This is a genomic window from Deinococcus actinosclerus (genome assembly GCF_001507665.1).
GTDB classification, from domain to species: Bacteria; Deinococcota; Deinococci; order Deinococcales; family Deinococcaceae; genus Deinococcus; species Deinococcus actinosclerus.
In genome coordinates this window covers 285,216-306,649 of record NZ_CP013910.1, presented here as the reverse complement: position 1 = coordinate 306,649, position 21,434 = coordinate 285,216, and the positions used below count along the sequence as shown (strand labels likewise).

Annotated in this window: 20 protein-coding genes; 12 read left to right on the top strand and 8 right to left on the bottom strand. The window is 71.8% G+C overall.

Translation table 11 applies throughout. The features are described 5' to 3' along the window. Window positions 1-10: 10 nt before the first annotated feature. Entirely contained in the window at window positions 11-421 is a 411-nt protein-coding gene (locus AUC44_RS01470; RefSeq protein WP_062157078.1) for a hypothetical protein, read from the bottom strand. Window positions 422-484: 63 nt separating this feature from the next. Here AUC44_RS01470 and AUC44_RS01465 point away from each other — a divergent pair, with 63 nt between their 5' ends. After that, window positions 485-1,162 carry a PIG-L deacetylase family protein gene (locus AUC44_RS01465; RefSeq protein ID WP_062157077.1) on the top strand — a complete coding sequence of 226 codons (678 nt, stop codon included), beginning with the start codon at window positions 485-487 and terminating at the stop codon, window positions 1,160-1,162. A 27-nt stretch (window positions 1,163-1,189) separates the two neighbouring features. On the opposite strand, the gene AUC44_RS01460 is transcribed toward AUC44_RS01465, so the two are convergent. After that, entirely contained in the window at window positions 1,190-1,483 is a 294-nt protein-coding gene (locus AUC44_RS01460) for a hypothetical protein (protein WP_062157076.1), read from the bottom strand. 153 nt (window positions 1,484-1,636) lie between these two features. On the opposite strand from AUC44_RS01460, the gene AUC44_RS01455 reads away from it, so the two are divergent. After that, window positions 1,637-3,574 carry a putative bifunctional diguanylate cyclase/phosphodiesterase gene (locus AUC44_RS01455; protein WP_157445121.1) on the top strand — a complete coding sequence of 646 codons (1,938 nt, stop codon included), beginning with the start codon at window positions 1,637-1,639 and terminating at the stop codon, window positions 3,572-3,574. A 63-nt stretch (window positions 3,575-3,637) separates the two neighbouring features. Here the strand turns inward: AUC44_RS01455 and AUC44_RS01450 are convergent, their stop codons facing one another. Further along, window positions 3,638-4,759: a M20 family metallopeptidase gene (locus AUC44_RS01450; protein WP_062157074.1), complete on the bottom strand. Its 1,122-nt coding sequence runs from the start codon at window positions 4,757-4,759 to the stop codon at window positions 3,638-3,640. Window positions 4,760-5,379: 620 nt separating this feature from the next. Here AUC44_RS01450 and AUC44_RS01440 point away from each other — a divergent pair. Continuing rightward, a complete protein-coding gene (locus AUC44_RS01440; protein ID WP_062157072.1) occupies window positions 5,380-7,374 on the top strand; it encodes a S9 family peptidase in 1,995 nt (664 codons plus the stop codon). 56 nt (window positions 7,375-7,430) lie between these two features. Here AUC44_RS01440 and AUC44_RS01435 read toward each other — a convergent pair whose 3' ends face one another. Together AUC44_RS01435 and AUC44_RS01430 are read right to left on the bottom strand one after the other, a co-directional pair. After that, the gene (locus tag AUC44_RS01435; RefSeq protein ID WP_062157071.1) at window positions 7,431-8,228 is read right to left on the bottom strand and encodes a hypothetical protein; all 798 of its coding nucleotides are present in this window, start codon (window positions 8,226-8,228) and stop codon (window positions 7,431-7,433) included. Window positions 8,229-8,390: 162 nt separating this feature from the next. Then, complete coding sequence (locus tag AUC44_RS01430; RefSeq protein ID WP_062157070.1) at window positions 8,391-8,594, bottom strand: hypothetical protein; 204 nt, start codon at window positions 8,592-8,594, stop codon at window positions 8,391-8,393. Window positions 8,595-8,744: 150 nt separating this feature from the next. On the opposite strand from AUC44_RS01430, the gene AUC44_RS01425 reads away from it, so the two are divergent. The 3 genes from AUC44_RS01425 to AUC44_RS01415 all read left to right on the top strand — a co-directional run bounded on the left by AUC44_RS01425 (window position 8,745) and on the right by AUC44_RS01415 (window position 11,247). Continuing rightward, window positions 8,745-9,692, top strand: coding sequence for an ABC transporter substrate-binding protein (locus tag AUC44_RS01425; protein WP_062157069.1), 948 nt, complete (start codon window positions 8,745-8,747; stop codon window positions 9,690-9,692). Between the two features lie 253 nt (window positions 9,693-9,945). Beyond that, window positions 9,946-10,854 (top strand): RIO1 family regulatory kinase/ATPase domain-containing protein, encoded by a 909-nt coding sequence (locus tag AUC44_RS01420; RefSeq protein ID WP_062157068.1) that lies wholly within the window; start codon window positions 9,946-9,948, stop codon window positions 10,852-10,854. A 9-nt stretch (window positions 10,855-10,863) separates the two neighbouring features. Continuing rightward, window positions 10,864-11,247, top strand: coding sequence for a VOC family protein (locus AUC44_RS01415; protein WP_062157067.1), 384 nt, complete (start codon window positions 10,864-10,866; stop codon window positions 11,245-11,247). 12 nt (window positions 11,248-11,259) lie between these two features. Here AUC44_RS01415 and AUC44_RS01410 read toward each other — a convergent pair whose 3' ends face one another. Continuing rightward, window positions 11,260-12,615 (bottom strand): glycoside hydrolase family 32 protein, encoded by a 1,356-nt coding sequence (locus AUC44_RS01410; protein ID WP_062157066.1) that lies wholly within the window; start codon window positions 12,613-12,615, stop codon window positions 11,260-11,262. A 69-nt stretch (window positions 12,616-12,684) separates the two neighbouring features. Here AUC44_RS01410 and AUC44_RS01405 point away from each other — a divergent pair, with 69 nt between their 5' ends. Further along, window positions 12,685-13,515, top strand: coding sequence for an HpcH/HpaI aldolase/citrate lyase family protein (locus AUC44_RS01405; RefSeq protein ID WP_062157065.1), 831 nt, complete (start codon window positions 12,685-12,687; stop codon window positions 13,513-13,515). Window positions 13,516-14,091: 576 nt separating this feature from the next. On the opposite strand, the gene AUC44_RS01400 is transcribed toward AUC44_RS01405, so the two are convergent. After that, window positions 14,092-15,336, bottom strand: coding sequence for a M16 family metallopeptidase (locus tag AUC44_RS01400; protein WP_062157064.1), 1,245 nt, complete (start codon window positions 15,334-15,336; stop codon window positions 14,092-14,094). Beyond that, the gene (locus AUC44_RS01395) at window positions 15,329-16,618 is read right to left on the bottom strand and encodes a M16 family metallopeptidase (protein WP_062157063.1); all 1,290 of its coding nucleotides are present in this window, start codon (window positions 16,616-16,618) and stop codon (window positions 15,329-15,331) included. Before AUC44_RS01395 ends, AUC44_RS01400 begins: the two co-directional genes overlap by 8 nt. Before the next feature lie 112 nt (window positions 16,619-16,730). On the opposite strand from AUC44_RS01395, the gene AUC44_RS01390 reads away from it, so the two are divergent. The 5 genes from AUC44_RS01390 (at window position 16,731) to AUC44_RS01370 (ending at window position 21,423) form a co-directional block, all read left to right on the top strand. Next, a complete protein-coding gene (locus AUC44_RS01390) occupies window positions 16,731-17,243 on the top strand; it encodes a M23 family metallopeptidase (RefSeq protein ID WP_062157062.1) in 513 nt (170 codons plus the stop codon). 236 nt (window positions 17,244-17,479) lie between these two features. Next, window positions 17,480-18,022, top strand: a complete 543-nt coding sequence (locus tag AUC44_RS01385) for a hypothetical protein (protein ID WP_062157061.1) — start codon at window positions 17,480-17,482, stop codon at window positions 18,020-18,022. A 116-nt stretch (window positions 18,023-18,138) separates the two neighbouring features. Further along, window positions 18,139-18,543: a hypothetical protein gene (locus AUC44_RS16750; protein WP_197408564.1), complete on the top strand. Its 405-nt coding sequence runs from the start codon at window positions 18,139-18,141 to the stop codon at window positions 18,541-18,543. After that, on the top strand, window positions 18,540-19,241 hold the full coding sequence (locus tag AUC44_RS01375; protein ID WP_062157059.1) for a fimbrial biogenesis chaperone: 702 nt from the start codon (window positions 18,540-18,542) through the stop codon (window positions 19,239-19,241). Before AUC44_RS16750 ends, AUC44_RS01375 begins: the two co-directional genes overlap by 4 nt. Beyond that, window positions 19,219-21,423: a hypothetical protein gene (locus tag AUC44_RS01370; protein ID WP_062157058.1), complete on the top strand. Its 2,205-nt coding sequence runs from the start codon at window positions 19,219-19,221 to the stop codon at window positions 21,421-21,423. Before AUC44_RS01375 ends, AUC44_RS01370 begins: the two co-directional genes overlap by 23 nt. Window positions 21,424-21,434 lie beyond the last annotated feature (11 nt).

Here is a 21,434-nt window from a genome sequence, read left to right as displayed (position 1 = left end):
CCCCGGCCGGCTAGCGGGGCCGCTTGAAGAAGCACTCGCTGCTCACGTGGTACGCGCCGCCCGAGACGTTCTCGAACGGCACGCAGTCCACGAGTTCCCACCCGGCGCGGCCCAGCGCGTCGAAGGTCAGGAGCAGGTCCCAGCTGCCCTGAACAGGCGCGCCCACCACGCCGGTCAGGAAGGCGTTCAGCCCCTTCAGGTCCGGCGTCAGGGGGCGCCGCTCCTCGAAGGTGCGGGTCAGCGTGGGGGTCATCCAGCGCAGCAGCGCCCGCGTCGGCTGGGTCTCCCGCTCGCGCGGACTGACCGGGTACTCGGTCAGGACGTACAGCCGCGCGTACGTCCACCCCGTGGCCGCAGTGGCGGGAGCGGCGCCGGACAGGGCCAGCAGGGCAGGGGCGAGCAGCGGCAGGAAGCGGCGCATGCGAAGCAGCGTACCCAGGGCGTGCCCCACGCGGTGACGCGCGCGCGGGCCTATGCTGGGCGGATGAGTGACGGACTGAAACTGCTGCTGATCGTGCCGCACCCGGACGACGAGGTGTACGGCGCGTCCGGCACCCTGATGGGCCACCTGGAGGCCGGGTCGGCCTGCGGGCTGGTGACGCTGACGCGCGGCGAGGCGGGGCGCACGCTGGGCCTGTGCGACACGCCCGAGGAGCTGGCGCGGATGCGCGAGGTGGAACTCGCCGCGTGCCTGGAGGTCATCGGGCTGACCACGCCCGAGGCGCAGGCGGGCGGGAGTGTCTTCGAGCACCACCGTTTCCCGGACAAGTACCTGAAAGATCAGCCCCTGGAGGCCCTGACCGAGGTGGCGCGCGAGGCGATGGTGCGCCTGCGGCCCGAGGTGGTGCTGACCTTCCCGCCGAACGGCAGCAATGGACACCCGGACCACGTGACCACGCACCGCGCCGTGAAGGCCGCCTGGGACGCCCTGCCGCAGGGCGAGCGGCCCCGGCTGTGGTACTACGCGTCGGACACGGCCCCGGAGAACGAGGCGCTGCGCGCCGAGTGGCTGCCGCCGAACGTCCGCCACGACGTGACGCCCTTCATCGTGCGTAAGCTCCAGGCCATCGCCTGCCACCGCACGCAGGCGCTGAGCACCGTGGACTTCATCCGCAAGTTCCCGCAGCGCGTGACCGAGGAGACCTTCCACGAGGTGAGGTAGGCGCCGCGCGGGATTATGCCCGCGCCTCTACTCCCAGTCGCTGACCGGGATGAACTCCACGTGCTCGCCCTCGGTGGCCGTGACGCGGTAACTGCGGTCAAAGCGCACGAGCAGTTCCCCCCGGTCGAAATGCTGCGGGCTCACGACCGGTTTGCGGAAGAGGTACGTACCGTCGTCGTCGGTCCCGATGTGGGCCCCCTTGGTGAAGCGGAACTCCACGACCTCTCCGTGGGGGCGGGTACGGACGCGCACCCGGTAGGTCTGGGCGTCGTCCTGTTTCACGTAGGGATTGGCGGGCGCTTTCTTGAACAGGTTGAACACGGGCCGTGACCTCCGCGTTCAGGATAGCGGCTGCCCGTCCCCGGCGCGGGACGCCCCCGGCGCCGCGTGAATTTTCTTTCGTTCGGGACGCTCTCGACCCGTGCCGGACGGCCGGCCAGGGCCCATGACATCGGCGGGCAGTATGAATTCTGTGTGGGCGCCCCGCCTACCGTACAGGCCGACATGGAGGACGGCGACGCCACACAACCTGACCTGCTGGCCGCGTGGCGTCGCCTGCTGCTGTGGGGGCTCCCCGCGGTGCAGGGGGCCGTGGTGCTGGCGCTGCTGCTGGGGCGCGGCGACACCTGGGACCGGCTGGTGGACCCGTGGCTGTATCTGACCATCAGTCTCGTCCTGACCGGCAGCTGGCTGGCCGTCCTGAGTGGTCGGGGGTCCCTGCGGCAGATCACGGTGCTGCTCACGGCCGGCAGCGCGCTGTTCCTGAATGCCAAGCTGCTGCTGCTCGCCGCGCTGCTGCCGGACCCGGGCGCCCTGCTGCCGGAACTGCTCGAGACCCTGGTCTGGCTGCCGGCCGTGATCACCTGGACGATGCTGACGGACCTGGCCCGGCCGGTGCGGCGCATCCTGAACTGGATGATGGCGGGCGTGGTCACGCTCAGCGCCGTGGTGGCCGTGCGGCCCCTGCTGATCGGCCACCCGCTGGACATGGCGGCGCTGCGGGCGCTGCTGCAGATCAACCTGTCGGCACTCGTCAGCCTGTACGGCGCGTCGTTCTTCCTGCGGCGCAGTGACCTGCTGGGCCGGGCGCAGGGCGAGCAGCAGGTGCTGAGGCAGCTGGTGTACACGGATCTGCTCACGGGCCTGCCGGGGCGCGTGCGGCTGTCCGAGCAGTTGCGGACGCTGACCGGCCAGGGCCGGCCGTTCGCGGTGCTGTTCGTGGACGTGGACGCCTTCAAGGTCGTGAACGACACGCTGGGGCACGCGGTGGGGGACGAACTGCTGTGCGTGGTGGCGCAGGAACTGCAGCGGCTGGCGCCGCAGGGCAGTTTCGTGTACCGCCTGAGCGGCGACGAGTTCGTGGTGCTGCTGCCGCAGGCCAACGACCGCGCGGCGCAGTGGGAGGCGCAGCGGCTGCTGCAGCTGGTTCCCGTGCGGCCCAGCCTGCAGGTCGGCATGGACATCACCCTGAGTATCGGCGTGAGCGTGTACCCCGACGACGCCACCGACGCCGAGACGCTGCTGCGGCACGCCGACAGCGCCGTGTACGCCGTGAAACGCGCCGGCCGGCGGCAGGTGCGCCGGTATCAGCCGCAGCAGGACGCCGCCACCGAACGCTTTCAGGTGCTCGCGCGCGACCTGAGTCTGGCCCTGAGCCGCCGGGAGCTGAGCCTGCATTACCAGCCGGTGTTCTGCCTGCGCGAGATGCGGCCCGTGAAGGCCGAGGCGCTGCTGCGCTGGCGGCACCCGCAGCTGGGGATGGTCTCGCCTGGCGAGTTCATCCCGGTGGCCGAACGGGTGGGGCTGATCGCCCCGATCGGCGCGTGGGTGCTGCGCGCCGCGTGCCGTGAGGCGCTGCGCTGGGACGACGTGACGGTCAGCGTGAACGTCAGCGCGGTGCAGCTGTTGCAGGCCGAGTTCCCGCAGGTGGTGCGCAGCGCCCTGAAGGACACGGGCCTGAGCGCGCGGCGGCTGGAACTCGAACTGACCGAGACGGCGGCGCTGTACGAGGATGACCGCGCCGCGTGGGTCCTGCACGAACTGCGCCTGCTGGGGGTGGGGCTGAGCATCGACGATTTCGGCTCCGGCTACTCGAACCTGTCGCGCCTGCGGGCCCTGCCGATCACCGGCGTGAAGCTCGACCGCTCGTGTATCGAGGGGCTGCCCGACGGACCCGGGGGCGCGTTCGCGCGGGCGCTGCTGGAGGCCGTGATGGGCCTGACCCGTTACCTCCCGCTGGACCTGACCGTCGAGGGGATCGAGTCGGCGGCGCAATTGGCGGCCCTTCAGGAACTGGACTGCCCGCTGGGACAGGGGCATGGCCTCTCCCGTCCCCTCACCGACACCGAGTTCCTGGCGCTGCTGCGCGGCGGGTCCGGGACTCTGCCCCTGCACGGACGGCCCGCGCACTGACGGTCAGAGGGAAGCCTGCCCCGCTTCCCTAGACCGCCGGCCGCCGCGCGGCCCGCACCGGACTCAGACGCGGCGCAGGAGTTCGGTCAGCAGGCGCACGTGGTCGGGCCAGCGGTCCAGGCGGACGTGTTCATGCTGGGCGTGGGCACCGTCGCCGGGCGCGCCCAGCCCGTCCAGGGTGGGGATGATCGGCGCGGTGAAGTTCCCGTCGCTGCCGCCGCCCACGACGGCGTGGGTCAGGTCGAAGCCCAATGCCTGCGCCACGGCGCGGGCCTGCTCGTAGAGGGCCAGGGTGCCCTCTCCCCGCTCGAAGGGGGGACGGTTGAGGCCGCCCGTGACCTGCACGGTCACGCGGGCGTCGCGGGGCTGCCAGGCGTGCACGGCCGCGTCGATCCGCTCAGCCTCGGCCAGGGTACTGACGCGCAAGTCGATCTCCAGCGCGGCGTGCGCGGGAATGACGTTCACGGCGCTGCCGCCCCGGATCAGGCCGACGCTGAGGGTGGTGCCGTCCTGGGGACTGGCGAGGGCCTGAAGCTCCAGCGTGGCCTGCGCGGCGGCCGTGATGGCACTGGCGCCCTCCTCTGGCTTGTTCCCGGCGTGGCTGGCGGCGCCGGTGAAGGTCAGGACGTAGCTTCCGGTGCCCTTGCGCCCGGTCTTCAGGGCGTGGGTGTCCGCGACCGGCGGCTCGACGACCAGCGCCACGCGCGAGTCGTGCGCGGCGCGTTCGATGTGCTCGCGGCTGCTGGGGCTGCCGATCTCCTCGTCCGGGGAGAGCAGCACCGTGATCCCGCCGCGCGGCCACTCGCCGTTCAGGGCGCGCAGCGCGTGAAACAGGCCCACGATGCCGGCCTTCATGTCGTAGGTGCCGGGCCCGTGCAGGCGGTCGCCGTCCACTCGCCAGGGCATCTGCTCCAGCGTGCCGTGCGGCCAGACGGTATCGGCGTGCGTGAGGACCAGCACGGGTTTGTCGGCGGCCTTGTCGGCCGCGCCGGGCTGCACGCCGAAGCGGAACACGCGGGTGCCGCCGCCCAGCGCGTGCGTCTCGGCGCCCAGGTCGCGCGCCCAGCCCTCGACGAGGTCCATGACCCGCTGGACGGCCGCCGGGTCGGTGGAGGGCGATTCCAGGTCAGTCAGCAGTTTCAGGTCGGCCAGCAGCGCCGACAGGGCCGGAGGAGTGGAGGTCATGCGTGGATGCTAGCGCCCGCGCGTGATGGGCGCCGCAGCGCCCCCTCATCGCGCCAGTGACGTGGGGCTCTGCCGGTCATCCGGACAGAGCCCCACGTGCCGCGCAGCGCGGGCACTCAGCTGAGCAGGGCGACCTGCTGGGGATCGAGTTTGAGCTTGGCGCTGCCCTTGAGGTACAGGTCGTGCAGGGCCTGCTTGCCGAAGAGGCGGGCCAGGCGGGTGCTGGTCATTTCGATGGTGCGGCCGGCGATTTTCAGGCGAACGACGTCAAAGGTGCCGGGAACCCAGGTGCAGGACATTTCTTGCATAGCAGAAGACCTCCAGAGATGATGGGATGACAGGCGCCAGTACGGGTCAACGGAGCCAGGTGATAGAGGGTGGATTGAGACGACGTGAGTTCCTTTCGTCAACGACAGGTTCGCTGGCGAGAGGAACAGTGGCCGATGGGGGGCCGGGTAAGATCAGCGTAAGGGAAGAGCGTTTGGAAATAGCAAGACGCGTTCCACTTTCTCTTTAGCCAGCGATCATGAACCCCCTGATACGGCTCCTGTCCGGCCTGGACGACATTTTGGGAGCGCTTCCGTTTCCCGGAGGGGGGCCGCTGTGCTTGACTGTCGGGCATGACCCAACCCATTCCCGGGCCTGAGAGCCTGCTGCCCCTGGTGTTCCCCTCCGACCCGCAGGTCAGCCCGGACGGCACGCGCGCCGCGTTCGTCCTGACCCGCATCGAGGAGGACGACCCCCTCAAGCCCGACGCGGCCTTCGCCAGACCCCGCTACAAGTCGCAGATCTGGCTCGCCGACGCGCAGGGCGCCCGCATCCTGACACGCGGCGAGGGCCGCGACGGCAGCCCCCGCTGGTCCCCGGACGGGCAGACCCTGGCCTTCACCCGCAAGGCCGGCGAGGGCGCGCAGCTGCACCTGCTGCCCCTCTCGGGCGGTGAGGCGCAGGTCGTGACCCGCTTCCGGAACGGCGTGTCGGACCTCCAGTGGAGCCCGGACGGGCAGTACGTGGCGTTCACGACCACCGCCGACGACGAGGACAAGCGCGACGAGCGCGGCGAGGCCCGCGTCATCACCAGGCCCCGCTACCGCTTCAACGGGCGGGACTGGCTGCCCGAACGCGCCGCGCGCCTGTACCGCCTGCACGTCCCCAGCGGCGAGCTGCGCGAGTGGCACGCCCCGGAGGTCGAACTGGGCGGCGTGACCTGGCTACCCGACAGCAGCGGCGTGCTGTTCATCGCCGCGACCGACGAGCTGGCCGGCGCGCACTGGCAGCAGGAGGTCTGGCACCTGTCCCTGCACGGCACGCCCCGGCAGGTCACCCGCTGGGCCTCGGCCGTGAACGCCGTCGTGCCCCACCCGGACGGCCAGCACTTCGCGCTGGTGGGCCGCCCCGCCGGACAGGGCAACACCGAACACACCCACCTGTACCTGCTGCCCCTGACCGGGGACGCCGCCCCGGTGCGCCTGGACGCCGGGCACGACCACCCGGTCGGGAACGGCGTGGGCGGCGACTGCCACGTGGGCGCCATGCCCGAGAAACCCGTGTGGCTGGACGGCCGCACCCTGCTGTTCAGCAGCACCGTGCGCGGCAGCTGCGGACTGCTCACCGCCACCCTGGCCGCCGGTGAGCAGTCCGGGACCGTGCAGGTCCACACCCACGACCCGCAGGGCGTCATCCCGGCCTTCACGGCCCGCGGCGGTGGCCTCGCCCTCATCCGCGAACGGGCCGACCAGTTCCCCGAGGTGATCCTGAACGGCCAGCCGGTCACGGACCTGCACGCCAACCTCCCCTTCCCGGCCCGCACCCCGGTGCGCGTGACCTTCCCCACCGAACTCGGCGAGGGCGAGGGCTGGATGTTGCTCCCCGACGGCACCGACACCGTCCCCGCGATCCTCAGCATCCACGGCGGCCCCCACACCGACTACGGCCACGCCTTCACGCACGAATTCCAGCTGTACGCCGCACGCGGCCAGGCCGTGTGCTACAGCAACCCACGCGGCAGCCTCGGCTACGGACAGGCCTGGGTGGACGCCATCCACGGCCGCTGGGGCAGCGTCGACGCCGACGACCTCCTGACCTTCTTCGACGCCTGCCTGGACGCCGAGCCCCGCCTCGACCGCACCCGCACCGCCGTCATGGGCGGCAGCTACGGCGGCTTCATGACCAACTGGCTCACCGCGCACACCACCCGCTTCCACGCCGCCATCACCGACCGCAGCATCTGCAACCTGCTGTCGTTCGGCGGCACCAGCGACATCGGCCTGCGCTTCTGGGACGACGAACTCGGCCTGAACTTCCACCGAAGCAAAGACGCCCTGAAACTCTGGGACATGAGCCCCCTCCAGTACGTCGAGAACGTCAGGACGCCCACCCTGATCGTCCACTCGGTCCTCGACCACCGCTGCCCCATCGAACAGGCCGAGCAGTGGTACGCGGCCCTCATCCTCCACGGCGTCCCGGTGCGCTTCGTGCGCTTCCCCGGCGAGGACCACGAACTGTCCCGCTCCGGCCGCCCGGACCGCCGCCTGACCCGCCTGACCGAATACCTGGGCTGGCTCGACCGTTACCTGATCCCCAGCGTCACGCCCGCCGGCACAGCCACCGCCTGACGCCAGACAAGACGAGGGGCCGGACTGCGCGTCCGGCCCCCTTTCAGGTGTGGGTGTTACTCGTCGTCGCGGCGGTTGTTCCAGCCACGGTCCGCGCGGGCGCGGGGGCGGAACTCGCCGCCCTGCTCGGCAGGACGGTCTTCGCGGGGACGGAACGCGGGGCGGTCGCCGCCACGGTCTTCACGGGGACGGAAACCGCCACGGTCGCCGCCGCCCTGGAAGCCGCCGCGGTCCTCGCGGGGGCGGAAGCCGCCACGGTCACCGCCGCGGTCGCCACCCTGGAAGCCGCCGCGCTCGCCGCGGTCTTCGCGGGGACGGAAGCCACCACGGTCGCCGCCGCCCTGGTACCCGCCACGGTCTTCACGGGGACGGAAGCCACCACGGTCGCCGCCCTGGTACCCGCCACGGTCTTCACGGGGGCGGAAGCCACCACGGTCGCCGCCGCCCTGGAAGCCGCCACGGTCCTCGCGGGGGCGGAAGCCGCCACGGTCACCGCCGCGGTCGCCACCCTGGAAGCCGCCGCGCTCGCCGCGGTCTTCACGGGGGCGGAAGCCGCCCTGACCCTGGCTCTCGCGCATCTCGCGCATCTCGCGGCGCAGGCCACGGATTTCCTTGCCCTGCGCTTCGAGCAGTTCCTTCAGTTCGGCCAGCACGGCCATCAGTTCATCGGCGTCGATGAATTCCTCTTCGAATTCCTCGCCTTCGGCACCCTCGGCGCTGACGCTGGTGTCGGCAGCGGCTTCCTCGGCGTCGAGAACGGCGTCCTCGTCGGGTTCACCTTCCAGCTGGGGGATCAGGTCACGCAGTTCTTCTGGCGTCTGCTCACCGGGGCGCAGCTCGTTGTTGTCGGTCATGGGTTTTCTCCTTTGATTCCTGCCGCCGCCACCTGTGCGCGCGTCTTCGCGGCCGGGGCACGGGCTCCCGGAGGCCGGGGCGTGTGCGGGCGTGCCCCCGAGTGTACCACCCGTCAGGCTGGGGCGGGCGTTGCGAGGGCGTTCATGCGGCGCGCGGGGCGGTCAGCGGCGGAAGTACACCCGCAGGGCGGCGCGCGCGATCAGCCAGACGACCACGGCGTCCACGGCGGCCAGCAGCAGGGCCAGCAGTGGATGCAGGGCGGCGCCCATCCAGAGGGCCAGGAAGGTGAACACGGCGGACGCCGTGGCGATCAGCGTGGCGAAGCGGCGGGCGTTGTCGTCCGGCGTCCAGGAGTTCAGGTCCATACATGCAGCCTGACACGCGCGGGCCCCGCCGGGTGTCCCGTCCCCGGGGCGCTATCAGGAAACCGGAGGCCCGTCATCACGGCGCGTGATGGGGCGCGAAGGGCAAGCCGGGTCACGGCGCGGTCAGCTGCCCCGCCTATACTGCCTCTCATGAAGCGTGCCGCTTTCCTCCTGCTGGGCCTGCTGGCGACCTCCGCGTCCGCGCAGCGCACCGTGAACATCGGGCTGGGGTACAACCCGGACGTGCAGTTCACGCCCTTCTACGTCGCGGACAAACTGGGCTACTTCCGCGCCGAGGGCCTGAGCGTGAAGTACCAGCACGGGTACGTGTCGCAGCTGCTGCCGCTGCTGCTGCAGGGCAAGCTGGACTTCGTGGTGGGCGACCCGGAGGACGCGATCTTCGCGCGCAACCAGGGGGCGGACGTGCGCTACGTCATGACGATGTACCAGAAGAACCCGGTGACGGTGTTCAGCCTCTCGCCCCTGAACGGCCCGGAGAGCCTGAAGGGCAAGTCGGTGGGTATCCCGGGGCCGTTCGGCAGTTCGTACCACGCGATCCAGGCGCTGCTGGACAGCGCGAACCTGAATGAGGGCCGCGACGTGCGCCTGAACTCCATCGGCTTCACGCAGGTGGACGCCGTGCGCGCCGGCCGCGTGGACGCCGCCGTGGGGTACGCGAACAACGACGTGCTGCAACTGGCCCGCACCAGCGGCAAGAAGGTGTACACGCTGGACGTCACGGACGCCTACCCGATGGTCGGCGTGGGCCTGATCGGCACCGGCAAGAGCCTGACCGGGGACCTGGCGAAGAAGGTCGTGCGCGCCAGCCAGCGCGGCCTGAAATTCACGGTCGCCGACCCGGCCCGCGCGTTCAAGCTGGCGCAGCCCGTGTTCGGCGCGAGCGGCAGCCTGGACGTCCTGAAGGCCAGCGTGCCCCTGATGACCGGCCCGTACACGCAGGCGAACGGCCTGGGCGCCATGAATCCCAGTGCGTGGACGAAAGCGGTCGCGGCCCTCGTGAAACAGGGCAAACTCCCGGCCGGCGCGAAGGCCACCGACTACTACTCCAACGCCTACATCAGCAAGACGCTGAAATAAGCGGGGCGCCGCAGGCAGGCGGGGCGCTAGGCGTGATGGCCTAGCGCCCCGTTTCGTTCGTGACAGGCGCCACGCTCTGCTGCTACGCTTGACCCATCACCGAAAGGAGGTGCCAGCTATGACCGACATCACTGAAATCCAGACCGCCGCGCACGAAGTTCTCGTTTCCGCACCCTGGAGTGATTTTGACGCAACCCCACTGGCCGCCTCTGCCTTCGGGCGCCACACCCTGGACTGACCCCCGGAGGCGCCCATGAGCGCCCACACCCACGCCCCATCCGCCCAGGACTGGACCGATCCGGACTGGCTGGACGACCCCTGGACCGACGCTGCCGAACCCCGCCGGCGCGGCCGGAAGAAACCCGTCGGCAGGCGACAGCTCGCCCAGCTGACCGCCGACGGGGACAGCGAACAGGACGACGTGATCCGCCGCCTGAAAGACCTGGGCCACGTCACCGAGATCGTCGCGGAACTCAAGAGCGGCAAGGAAGCCACCGCGTACGTCGCCCGCGGGCCGCGCGGCAGCGTCCTCGTGAAGCTCTACCGCGACCTGCAGGCCCGCTCCTTCAAGGACGACGGCGTGTACCGCGCCGGGCAGGTCATCGTCAAGGACCGTGACCGCCGCGCTGTCGAGGGCCGCACCCGCGCGGGCCTGGAGATGCTCCAGCAGGGCTGGGTGGCCGCCGAGTACGCGCACCTGTGGGCGCTGTGGCAGGCCGGCCTGCCCGTCCCCGAACCCCTGGTCGGCCCCCACCCCTACGACTACACCGCCACGTACCCCGCCGTCCTGATGCGGTTGATCGGCACCGAGGATCACGTCGCTCCGCGCCTCAGCGACGCGCACCTGACCCCCGAGCAGGCCCGCAGCGCCTGGGAGCAGAGCCTGACCGGCATGGCCCACCTGCTGCGCCTGGGGTACGCGCACGGCGACTACAGCACCTACAACCTGCTCTGGCAGGAGGACACCGTGACCATCATCGATTTCCCGCAACTGGCGACCCGTCAGAACCCGCACTTCCGCGACCTGCTCGCCCGGGACACCCAGAGCCTCGCCACCAGCTTCCGCAAGCACGGCATCCACACCGACGGGCCCAGCGTCCTGCGGGACGTGCAGCGCCGCGCGCTGGGCCCCGCCCCCGAACCCCGGCTGCTGCTGCCCTAAGCTGCGCCCATGCGCGTCCTGGAAACCTGCCTGTACACCCACGACCTGACCGCCGCCGAGCACTTCTACAGCGGGGTGCTCGGCCTCACGCTGCACAGCAGGGTCCCGGGCCGGCACCTGTTCTACCGGCTAGACGGCAGCATGCTGCTGATCTTCGACCCGCGCGCCAGCGCCCAGCCCGGCGACGTGCCCCCGCACGCCGGAACGCCCGGCGGGCACGCCTGCCTGACCCTGGACCCCGCCCAGACCGGCGCCTGGGAAGCGAGGCTGCGCGCCGCCGGCCTGCACGTCACGCGGTACGCCTGGGGGGACCGGGGCGAGAGCCTGTACTTCCACGACCCGGCCGGGAACGTGCTGGAACTCGCCCCGCCGCGCATCTGGGGCCTGACCTGAGCCAGAGAGACCCTACGGCGCCTGGGTGGGCCGCAGCGTCCAGCCGCGCCCGTCCGCGCCCCTGAGCCGCAGCGCCGAGATTGGCGCGTGCGGCAGCAGCAGCTGCGTGAACGCCACGCGCCCCCCTGCCGCGAAGACCTCCAGCGTGCAGGTGTCGAGCAGCACCCGCACCTCGCCCACCGTGTCCGGGAGCGGCGCACTGAACGTCCCGGCGAACCCGTCCAGCCCCACCGGCGCCGCGCGGGTGAAGTGCAGGCTCCCGCCATTCAGCCACAGCCGCGCCTCCTCTCCCCCGGCGGACAGCAGCTGGAGTGTCCAGGACGTCATGGGCAGCGTGAGATCCAGCGGCACCCCCTCGCCCACCTCGACCCGCTGACCGCCGGGCAGCGCCAGCGCCTCGTCCCGCAGCGCCTCCAGTTCCGGCACCGGCACCTGCGCCAGCGCCCACTCCGGGCCGTCCGGGACCAGACTCAGCTCACGCGGCAGCGTCAGCACCCCCTGCCACGGTTGGGTTGGCAGATGGTTCGCGTACACCCAGTTGTTCAGCCACCCCAGCCACACCCGCCGCCCCGGCTGCGGCAGGTCACTGAACGTGATCGCCGCGTAGAAATCCTTCCCCGCGTCCGCCCAGCGCGCCCCCTGCGACGGCGTGAACACCCGCCCGTCGAAGTCGCCCACCCAGTACTGCGCGCCCGTACCCCCCTGCGGCCCGCCCTCGAACACGTCCACCTTCAACACCCACCGCTCCTGCCCCGCCACCACCAGCGGAAACAGGTCCGGCACCTCCCAGATGCCCGCCACGCCACCCGCCGGGCCGAACACACCCGCCCGCGACCACACCCGCAGGTCCGGTGACGTGTACACCCCCACCTGCCGCTCGTCCGGGTGCACCACCACGCTCACCCAGGAGCCGCACGGCGCGTACCAGAACACCTTCGGATCACGGAAATCCTGCTTGCCCTCATCCAGCACCGGCTCCGGCGGCCCGAACGCCCACGTCTCCCCACCGTCCCGGCTGACCGCCAGGTACTGCGCCTGATGGTAGAAGCCGTTCCCCGTGAACATCGCCACCACCGGCGGCCCCGCGTCCCCCGCGTCCCCCAGGCCCGACGAGTTCCGCCAGTCCACCACCGCGCTCCCCGAGAACACGTCCCGCCCCTCCCGCCACGGCAGGGCCACCTCATGCTCCTCCCAGCGCAGCAGGTCCACGCTCGACGCGTGCCCCCAGCTCATGTACCCGTGATTCCCCGCGCGCGGATTGTGCTGGAAGAACACGTGATACCGCCCCCCCGCGAACACCAGCCCGTTCGGGTCGTTCAACCAGAACCGCCGGGCGGTGAAATGCACACGTGGACGCAGGGCAGCCATACCGCCACCATACCCCCAGTACCCAACCCTCAGGCCCCATCACCGGCCGCACCGCCCGATACTGAACGCATGCCCCCAGCCCACCCCCCCCGCTCCGTCCTGTACGTCCCCGGCGACAAACCCCGCGCCATCGACAAAGCCCGCACCCTGGGCGCCGACGCCATCATCCTCGACCTCGAAGACGCCGTCGCCCCCGAACACAAACCCGCCGCCCGCGACCACATCCGCCAGGCCCTCCAGACCCCCTGGCCCGTCCCCGTCCTCATCCGCGTCAACGCCCTGAACACCCCCTGGGAACACGACGACCGCGAACTGGCGCTGACCGCCGGCGCCAGCGGCATCGTCCTGCCCAAAGTCGAACGTGCCGAGGACGCCCACGCCCTCAGCCTCGGCCTTCCCCTCTGGGCCATGATCGAAACGCCCCAAGGCGTCCTCAACGCCCCCCACATCGCCGCCGTGCCCGGCGTCACCACCCTCATCGTCGGCGCCAACGACCTCGCCCGCACCCTGCGCACCCAACCCCACCCGGACCGCACCCCCCTCCTGCACGCGCTGAGCAGCGTCGTCCTCGCCGCCCGCGCCCACGGTAAGACCCCCATCGACGCCGTGTACAACGACATCCGAGACGACACCGGATTCACGCGCGAATGCCAGCAGGGCCGCGCCCTCGGCTTCAGCGGCAAAACCCTCATCCACCCCAACCAGATCGAACCCGCCAACCAGGCGTTCGGGGTCACCGCAACCGAAGCGGCAGAAGCACAGGCCCTCATCGACGCGTGGGACGCCGCGCGCAACGAAGGGAAAAGCATCGCCACGCACCAGGGCGCGCTCGTGGAACAGATGCACGTGGACGAGGCGCGCGAGGTTCTCGCGCTTTATTCGGCAACACATCGGGGGTGACGTCGTGGGGCTGCGCCGGCGGCGGGCCTCCCCACCCCCCAGCCCCCTCCGCAAGCGGCTCATACGAGTCCCCCAGAGGGGCAGGGGGAGCGGTCGCTGCGCTCGGCAGGTATTTCTCGGGCTTGGTCAGCGGGTAACTGGCGGGGACGGCCACGTATGGGGTTGCAGACCTCCGGGTTCGCTGCGGGCGCCCCGCGCGCTGCGCGCACGACGGGCCGCGTTGCCACGACGATGGGTTGGCCCCACATCGTGGTGCGACCCGGAATGTTCTATTCATTCTCGCTTTGGCAATAGCGGCGGTTTTGAAAGTCGATCAGCGGCGCGGAGCGTCCCACCGATCACCTGACCGCAGACCACCACCGGCCGTCGTGCGCGCAGCGCGCGGGCCTGCGAGGGGGCGGCAGGATGGCGTCGAAGCCGGACCCGTCACCGCATACAGCAACCCCGCCACCATCAGTAAAAACTCTTGCCCAGTGCAACGTAAGCCCCCCCTGCCCCTCTGGGGTAGGGGGCTGGGGGGTGGGGCAGCCCGCCGCAGGCGCAACCCTTCCAACGGGGAAGTACCCCCAAACGAAATCAGAGTTCCGAGATAGGCCCGAGCGCCACGGCCGTCAGTCGGTCCATGGGGCACAACCGCAGCACTTCCTGCACGTCCTGCACGGTGACGTTCTCGTAGCGTTTCACGAGGTCGTCGGTGCTGAGGGTGCGCCCGGTGGCGAGGTATTCCATGCCGAGGGTGAAGAGGCGGCCCTGGGGGGTTTCGGCGCGCAGGAGCGTGCTGACAGCGAGTTTGCGGGCGGCGCGGCGCACGGCCTGGGGGGTGATGAGGGTGTGGGCGTCCGCGAGAACCTGCCGGTAGGTGGCGAGGGCCTGGGGGGCGCGGTCGGGGTCGCTGGTGAAGCCGCCTTCGAAGGTGCCGCACGCGTGGTATTCGAGGTGGGCGAGGTCGGCGCTGTCGCAGGTGCCGGTGTCGATGAGGGTCCAGTAGAGCGCGCCGTTTTCGCCGCCGATGAGGTCGGCCAGGACGTGCGCGGCTTCGCGCAGGGGGTGGTGGGCGCCGAGGCCGGGGCTGGTGGCGGCGAGGTGGACGCGGGTGAGGTCGGGGTCGGTGAGGGTGCGGGTCTGGTCGGGCCAGGCGGGGGGGCGGGGGTCGGGGCCGGGGGTGGGGGTGCCGGCGGGCCAGTCCTTCAGGTGCTGCTGGGCCCAGGTGGTGAGCTGGTGCGGGTCGAACTGGCCGGTGACGGTGAGGGTGACGCGCCGGGCGCCGTAGCGGGCGTGGTGGTGGGCACGGAGGGTGTCGGGGCTGAGGGTGGTGACGGTGTGGGTGGTGCCGAGGATGGGCTGGCCGAGGGGGTGGTCGCCCCAGTAGTCGGCGCGGAGCTGGTCGGTGACGCAGACGCTGGGCTGGTCGGCGTACATGGCGATCTCTTCGAGGATGACGCCGCGTTCGGTGTGGATGTCGGTGTCGCGCAGGGCGGGGCGCATCAGTTCGGTGAGGGTGTGCAGCAGTTCGGGGGTGTGTTCGGGGAGGGTGGCGGCGTGGTAGACGGTGGCTTCTTCGCTCGTGAAGGCGTTGGCGTGCCCGCCGAGGTCGTCGAGGCGTTCGTTGAGTTCGCGGGCGCCCACTTCGTCGCTGCCTTTGAACAGCAGGTGTTCGATGAAGTGGCTCGCACCCATGTCCTGGGGGGTTTCTTCGCGGCTGCCGGTGTTGACGAAGTACCCGGCGGCGATGGTCTGCGCGTCCGGGTCGGGTTCGAGCAGGAGGGTGAGGCCGTTGGGGAGGGTGTGGTGGTGCAGTTGAGTGTGGGGCAGGTCAGGCATGGGTGGGGTCCGGGTTGAGGGTGGGGTCGCTGGGGCCGAGGGTGACGGTGGTGGCGTCCCGGGTGGGGTCGTAGCTGCTCAGGAAGTCGTTGACGTGCGTCAGGGTGAGGGCCTGGATGCTCTCGCGCAGGGTCTGGACGGAGCGGGGGTGGCCGAACAGGGCGACGTCGCGGGTGAGGGCGTGGGCGCGGCCGCGCAGGCTCTCGGCGCCGAAGATGACGCTGATGGCGAGGCCGGTGCGGGCCCGTTCGAACTCCGCGGGGGTGAGGCCCTGCGGGAGGCGGGTGAGTTCCGCGCGGAGCACTTGGAGGGTTTCGGGGGCGCGTTCGGGGGTGCTGGCGGCGTACGCGCTGAGGTAGCCGTGCCCGCCGAGGAGGATGGGGCTGGCGCTGACGGCGTACGCGAGGCCGCGTTCCTCGCGGACGGCGTGGAACAGGCGGCTGGCGCTGCCGCCGCTCAGGGCGGTCAGGGCGACCTGCCACGCCAGCCAGTGCGCGTCGCGGGGGCCGACGCCGGGCGCGGTGAGGCTGAGGTGCGTCTGCTCGCCGTCTGGGTGGGGTTCGTGCGCCTGCGCGTGGGCCTGGAAGGGCGCGGGGACGGGTTCGTCGAGGCCGGGTCGCAGGCCGCCGAGGGTCTCCTCGACGAGGGCGAGGGCGTCACCTGGGTCGAGGTCGGCGACGAGTCCCAGCACGCTGCCCGCCTGCCCGTAGCGGGTGAGGTGCTCCCGGACGCCCTGCGGGGTGAGGGCGTCCAGGCCGCCTGGGGTACCGCTCGCCGGGTGCGCGTACCCGGCGTAGGGGGAAGCGGCCGGGCGGGGGAAGGCGATCTGCCGGGCGCGGGTGGCGAGCCGGTCGGCGGGGCTGTCCTCCAGGCCCTCAATATCCTGCCGGGCGAGGTCCGTGAGAATCTCGAATTCGTCCTCGGGCAGTTCGGGGCGGCTGAGGACGTCAGCAGTGAGGGCCAGTGCGGCGCGCAGGTCGGCCCGCAGGCCGCTCACGCCGATGCGGGTCGCCTCGGGGCCCACGCCGCCGCCCCGGCGCACACCGAGGTCGTCGAAGGCGTCCTGGAGGGCGCGGGCGTCCATCCCGGCAGCGCCCTTGAACAGCCATTCCTCCAGCACGCCGCCCGTCCCCTCCGCCCCGGCAGGGTCATGGGCGCTGCCGACCGGGACGCGCAGGTCGAACGCGAAGCCGGGCGTGTGGCGGCGCTCGAAGACGACGGTCAGGCCGCCGGGCAGGGTCCACAGGTGGGCGGGGGAACTGGGCGGGGGACGGACGGGCATCCGGGCAGTCTAGCGCGCGTCGGCACATGCCTTGTGGCCGCGTTCATGGTTGGCGGGTCTGCAACTTTTGCCCGGTTTCCGGTGTGGGCGCGCAGGGCATGCTGGCGGGCATATGCGCAGGGTGGTCGGGCTGATCGTGACGGTGCTGGTGCTGGCGGGCGGGGCGTACCTGCTATGGCCGCTGATTCAGGGCGCGCAGCGGATGGCGGCGCTGATGGCCGAGCCCGCGCCGGTGGCAGGCAGCCTCCCGAATCCTCTGCCGGGGCAGCGCTTCGCGGACACCTGGGGCGGGGCGCGCAGTGAGGGGCGGCGGCACGAGGGCGTGGACATCTTCGCGCCGCGCGGCACGCCGATCCGCGCCACGACGCGCGGCGTGGTGCTGAACGTCGGGCCGAACACCCTGGGAGGCCGCACGGTGATGATCCTGGGTCCGGCGGGGCAGCGGCACTACTACGCGCACCTGGAGCGGTACCCGGACCTCAGGCGCGGGGACTGGGTGCAGGCGGGGGACGTGGTGGGCTACGTGGGGGACAGCGGGAACGCGAAGGGCACGCCGCCGCACCTGCATTACGGCATCTATGCGGGTGGCGGCGCGATCAACCCCTATCCGTTCATCCGCCCGTGAGCCACCCGATGGGGGTAGTGAAATTTCTGGCGTTAACGCGTAGTTAACGTGAGTTTTTCTACGTTACTGTTACAGCAGCGGTACACGCCGGGGTGGGGAGACCTACAGCGTGGGGCCGCACTGCACCGGCCCCTGTTCTCGTTGAGCGCCCGCCTGCCGGTGAAGGGGCGTTCACGGTCAGACCACCGCATGGTCACGCGCGCCGGCCAGCGTCACCCTGGCCTCCGGAGAAGAAGATGAGGAAAATCGCCCTGCTGGCCCTGTCCGCTACCCTGAGCACCGCCGCCGCCGCCACCGTGAGTGGCAGCCAGAGCACCCCGCTGACCGTGAATGTCAAGAACGTGTGCATCACGGCCTACACCAACCCCGGCTGGAACGGCGCGGCCGGCATGAGCCGCACCTGGGACAAGATTGACTTGGGCACCGTGAGCGCCATCAGCAACAACGTCACCGCCGACAAGCTGGTCATGGCCGTGGACTGCAACTACGACACCGCGCTGAAGATCATCACGCCCACCAGCGTCACCATGACCCGCGCGGACAAGAAGTACAGCTTCAACATCACCACCAACCCCTGGAGCGCCACGAACCCCATGCACATGAGCTTCAGCACCGCCGGGTCGTACGAGCCGGCCATGCTGGGCGGCAAGTACGAGTACTACGAGGTCAAGGCCAGCTTCAAGCTGGGCGGCGCCGGTCAGAACCCGAACGTGGCCTGGACGATCCCCGGCGGCACGTACACCGGCGACATGGTCGTCAAGTTCGAATACAACGAGTAAAGCGCGGGTACGGGCAGCGCGGGCGTCCCAGCGACGCCCGGCTGCCCGCCCTGCTTCACCGCCCCCCGTCCCCCTTTGCCCTGCCGCCGCGGCGGGAGCCTTTCAGGAGTCAGCCCGTGCGTGTACTTGCCCTTCTGTCCCTGCTCTGTGCGGCCCAGGCCGCGCCTGCGCCCTGCCAGGTGACGCAGCTTCTCAGTGCGCCCGTGACCTACTCCGCGCCGGACAGTGCGCGGGGGCAGATCAGCGTGCGCGTCTCCTGCCCGGGCACCGGCTGGTACCGCGTGCAGTTCAGCACGCCCGCCGGCCCGCTGCTCGCGCCGGGCGGCCCGGTGGTGCTGCGCGGCGAGCGCGGCGAGGTGCGCGGCGAGATTCAGGGCGTCCCGCTCGACCTGCGGGTGCAGGGGTCGCGCGCGTTCGACCTGCCGCTGGTGGTGCCCGCCGGGCAGTGGGCCGCGCCGGGCGGCACGTATCAGGTGCTGTTCGCCGTGACCACCGAGGCTGTGGACGGGGGCCGGCCGTGAGGCGCCTCGCGGGTCTGCTGCTGGCGCTGGGCGTGGCCGCCGCCCAGGGCTTCAGCGTGAGTCCCACGGCGTTCAACCTGAACCCGGAGCGGACGAACACGGCGCAGGTGCGCTTTGAGAATCCCTCGGGGGGCCCCATGACCTTTCAGGTGGAGGTGCGCCGCTGGGGAACCCAGGGCGGGGAGCACGTGTACGAACCGACCCGGGACGTGATCGTGAATCCCGCGAGCTTCACGCTGAAACGTGGCGAGGCGCAGGTGATCCGGCTGGGGCTCCTGAAGAAGGCCGGCGCGGACGAGCTGACCTACCGGGTCTTCGTGCAGCAGGTGCCGGGCAGCGACACGCCGTCGGAGTCCAGCAGCACGCCGGACGCCCAGATGAACGTGCGCCAGCTGGTGCAGCTGTCGCTGCCGGTGTACGTCACGCCGCCGGGCAGCGCGCCCCGCGTGGCGTTCCAGGTGCGCCAGTCGGGCACGCAGGGCACGCTCGATCTCGTGAACAGCGGCAACGCCCACCAGACCTACCGGGTCCTGAGCGCCCTGATCGGGGACCGCAGCGTGAACCTGGGCAGCACCGCCGTGCTGGGCCGCAGCACCCTGAGTGTGCCGCTGGGCGAGCTGGGCGGGGCCCGCAGCGTGACCGTGCAGTTCACGGACGCGAGCGGCAAGGTCGGACGTGAGACGCTCACGCTGCCCTGATCTGCGCGGGGCGTGGCTGCTGGCGGCCCTGCTGGCCGGTCACGCGGCGGCGCAGGAGAGCGCGGCCAGCCCGTCGCCCTGCGCTGCGGAACCGGTGTTCGTGGACGCCACGATCAACGGCGAGGCGCGCGGGGGCGGGCTGGCCCTCCTGCCGCCGGGCGCGGTGTGGGTCGAATCCCGGCTGCTGCGGCCGTCCGAGTCCGCGTACGCGGTGGCGCAGGCCACCTGCGACCTGGGCGCGTTCGTGCAGCTGAGCGGCGAGCTGGACCTCGACTTCGACCCGTCGGAACTCACGTTGACCGTGCGCCCGCAGCTGGCGCTGCTGCCCGGCAACACCCTGAACCTGGCCGACCGGCACTCCAGTGCGCCCGGGCCGGACGCCACGCTGCCACTGGTCACGCTGGGCGTGCAGGGCCGCCTGGAGCGCACGCCCGGCACCGAGGACCTCTCGCGCGAGCTGGGCGTGCAGGCGGGCGCGCAGTCCGGTCCGCTGACCGGCGCGGTGGGGGTCAGCGTGCGCGCGCAGGGCCAGGCGGCCCCCCAGGTCGAGGCGCAGCTCGGCGCGGTGTATCAGGTCTCACCCCGCCTCACCGTGACGGCGCAGGCGTACGCGCAGCGCGTGGACGGCGAGACCCGCCTGAACGATCAGCGGATCAGCGGGGTGAGGATCAACTGGGGGGACGCGCGGGCCTACCGGCTGCCGCTGTGGACCATGCCCCTGCCGCTGGACGCCGAGGTGCGCCTGCGGGTGAACGGGGACGACCTGCCGCCGGTGCGCGTGCGGGCCGGGCAGCTGATCCTGCGGAACGTGGGCGTGAACGCCCCGGCCGGCACGCTGCAGGCGGTCATCGTGGACGCCACGGGCGAACGGACGGAATCCCGGGTGTACGGGCCGGGCGACGTGCTCGTGACCGCGCACGCGCTGGCCGTGCAGGCCGAGGCGGGCGTGAAGGGCCGGGCAGGCGCCGCGACCCTGAACGGCGTGTACGGGGTGACGGACCGCTGGAGCCTCTCGGGCGAGGCGCAGTGGCAGCCCGGCGACTGGCAGGGGCAGCTGGGGGCGCGGTACGCGGACCTGTCCTACAGCGCGGGCGTGAATCTGGCGTACCGCTCGGCCCGGCCGCAGGATACGGCGCTGACCGGCGACGTGACGCTGCTGCGGGACGAGTGGCGCCTGAGCGGCGCGGCGCGTCTCGTGCCGCTGAACCTCCGGGCCAGCAGCGTCTCGGCGTCGGCCGGGTGGGCCGGGAGCGGGAGCGGCACGACCGTCAGCGTGACGGCGCAGGCCACGCCCGGTCAGGCCCAGTACGCGGCGGGCGCCTCGGTCAGCCGTCAGGTCACGCCGCAGCTGACGGCAGCCGCGCGCGCGCAGCTGGCAGCCGAGGCGGGGCAGCTGGGCTGGCAGGCCGGGCTCAGCCTCACCTGGACGCCCCGGGACACGCTGTCGGTCACGGGCGCCGCGCTGGCGCAGCGGAACGCGCCGCTGGCTGCGGGCACGTTCTCTGCGGTCACGGAGGCCCGCTGGCAACCCGCGCCGGGCCACACCGTGACGGCCGCCGCGCAGTTCAGCACGCTGCCGCAGCGCTCGGCGCGCCTGGGGTACGCCTACGCGGGCCCGGTGGCCCTGACCGCCTCGGCGAGTACCGACGGCGGCTGGAGCGCCTCGGGCCGGGCGGGGGTGGCCTGGGTGGCGGGGCGGGCGTACCTGACCCCGGACGATCCGGGCCCCGGCGTGCTGGTGCGGGTGGGGCTGCCGGGCGTGCCGCTGCGGGTCAATGGCGTGCGGGTGGTGTCGGACGCGCGTGGGGAGGCGCTGGTGCTGCTCTCGCCGGGCACGCAGGCGGTGAGTGTCACGCCGGATTTCGACGCGCTGCCGGTCACGGTGAGCGTGCGTGAGGAGCGGCGGGACGTGACGCTCGCGGGTCAGGGCGCGGCGGTAGTCGACTGGACGGGGAATTTCGAGGCGTTCGTGTGGGTGCGCCTGCTGGGGGCGGACGGCGCGCCGCTGCCCTACGCGACCCTGGACGTGCAGGGCACCCGCCGCACGGACGACGAGGGCTGGGCGCTCATTCCCGCCTTCGGGGCGCCGCTGGTGGCCCCGGTGACGCTCGACGGCGCGGCGGCCCCGGCCTGCCGGGTGACGCTCACGCCGGGCGTCGAGTCGGTGCGCTGCGTCCCCTGACCGGCCTCCCC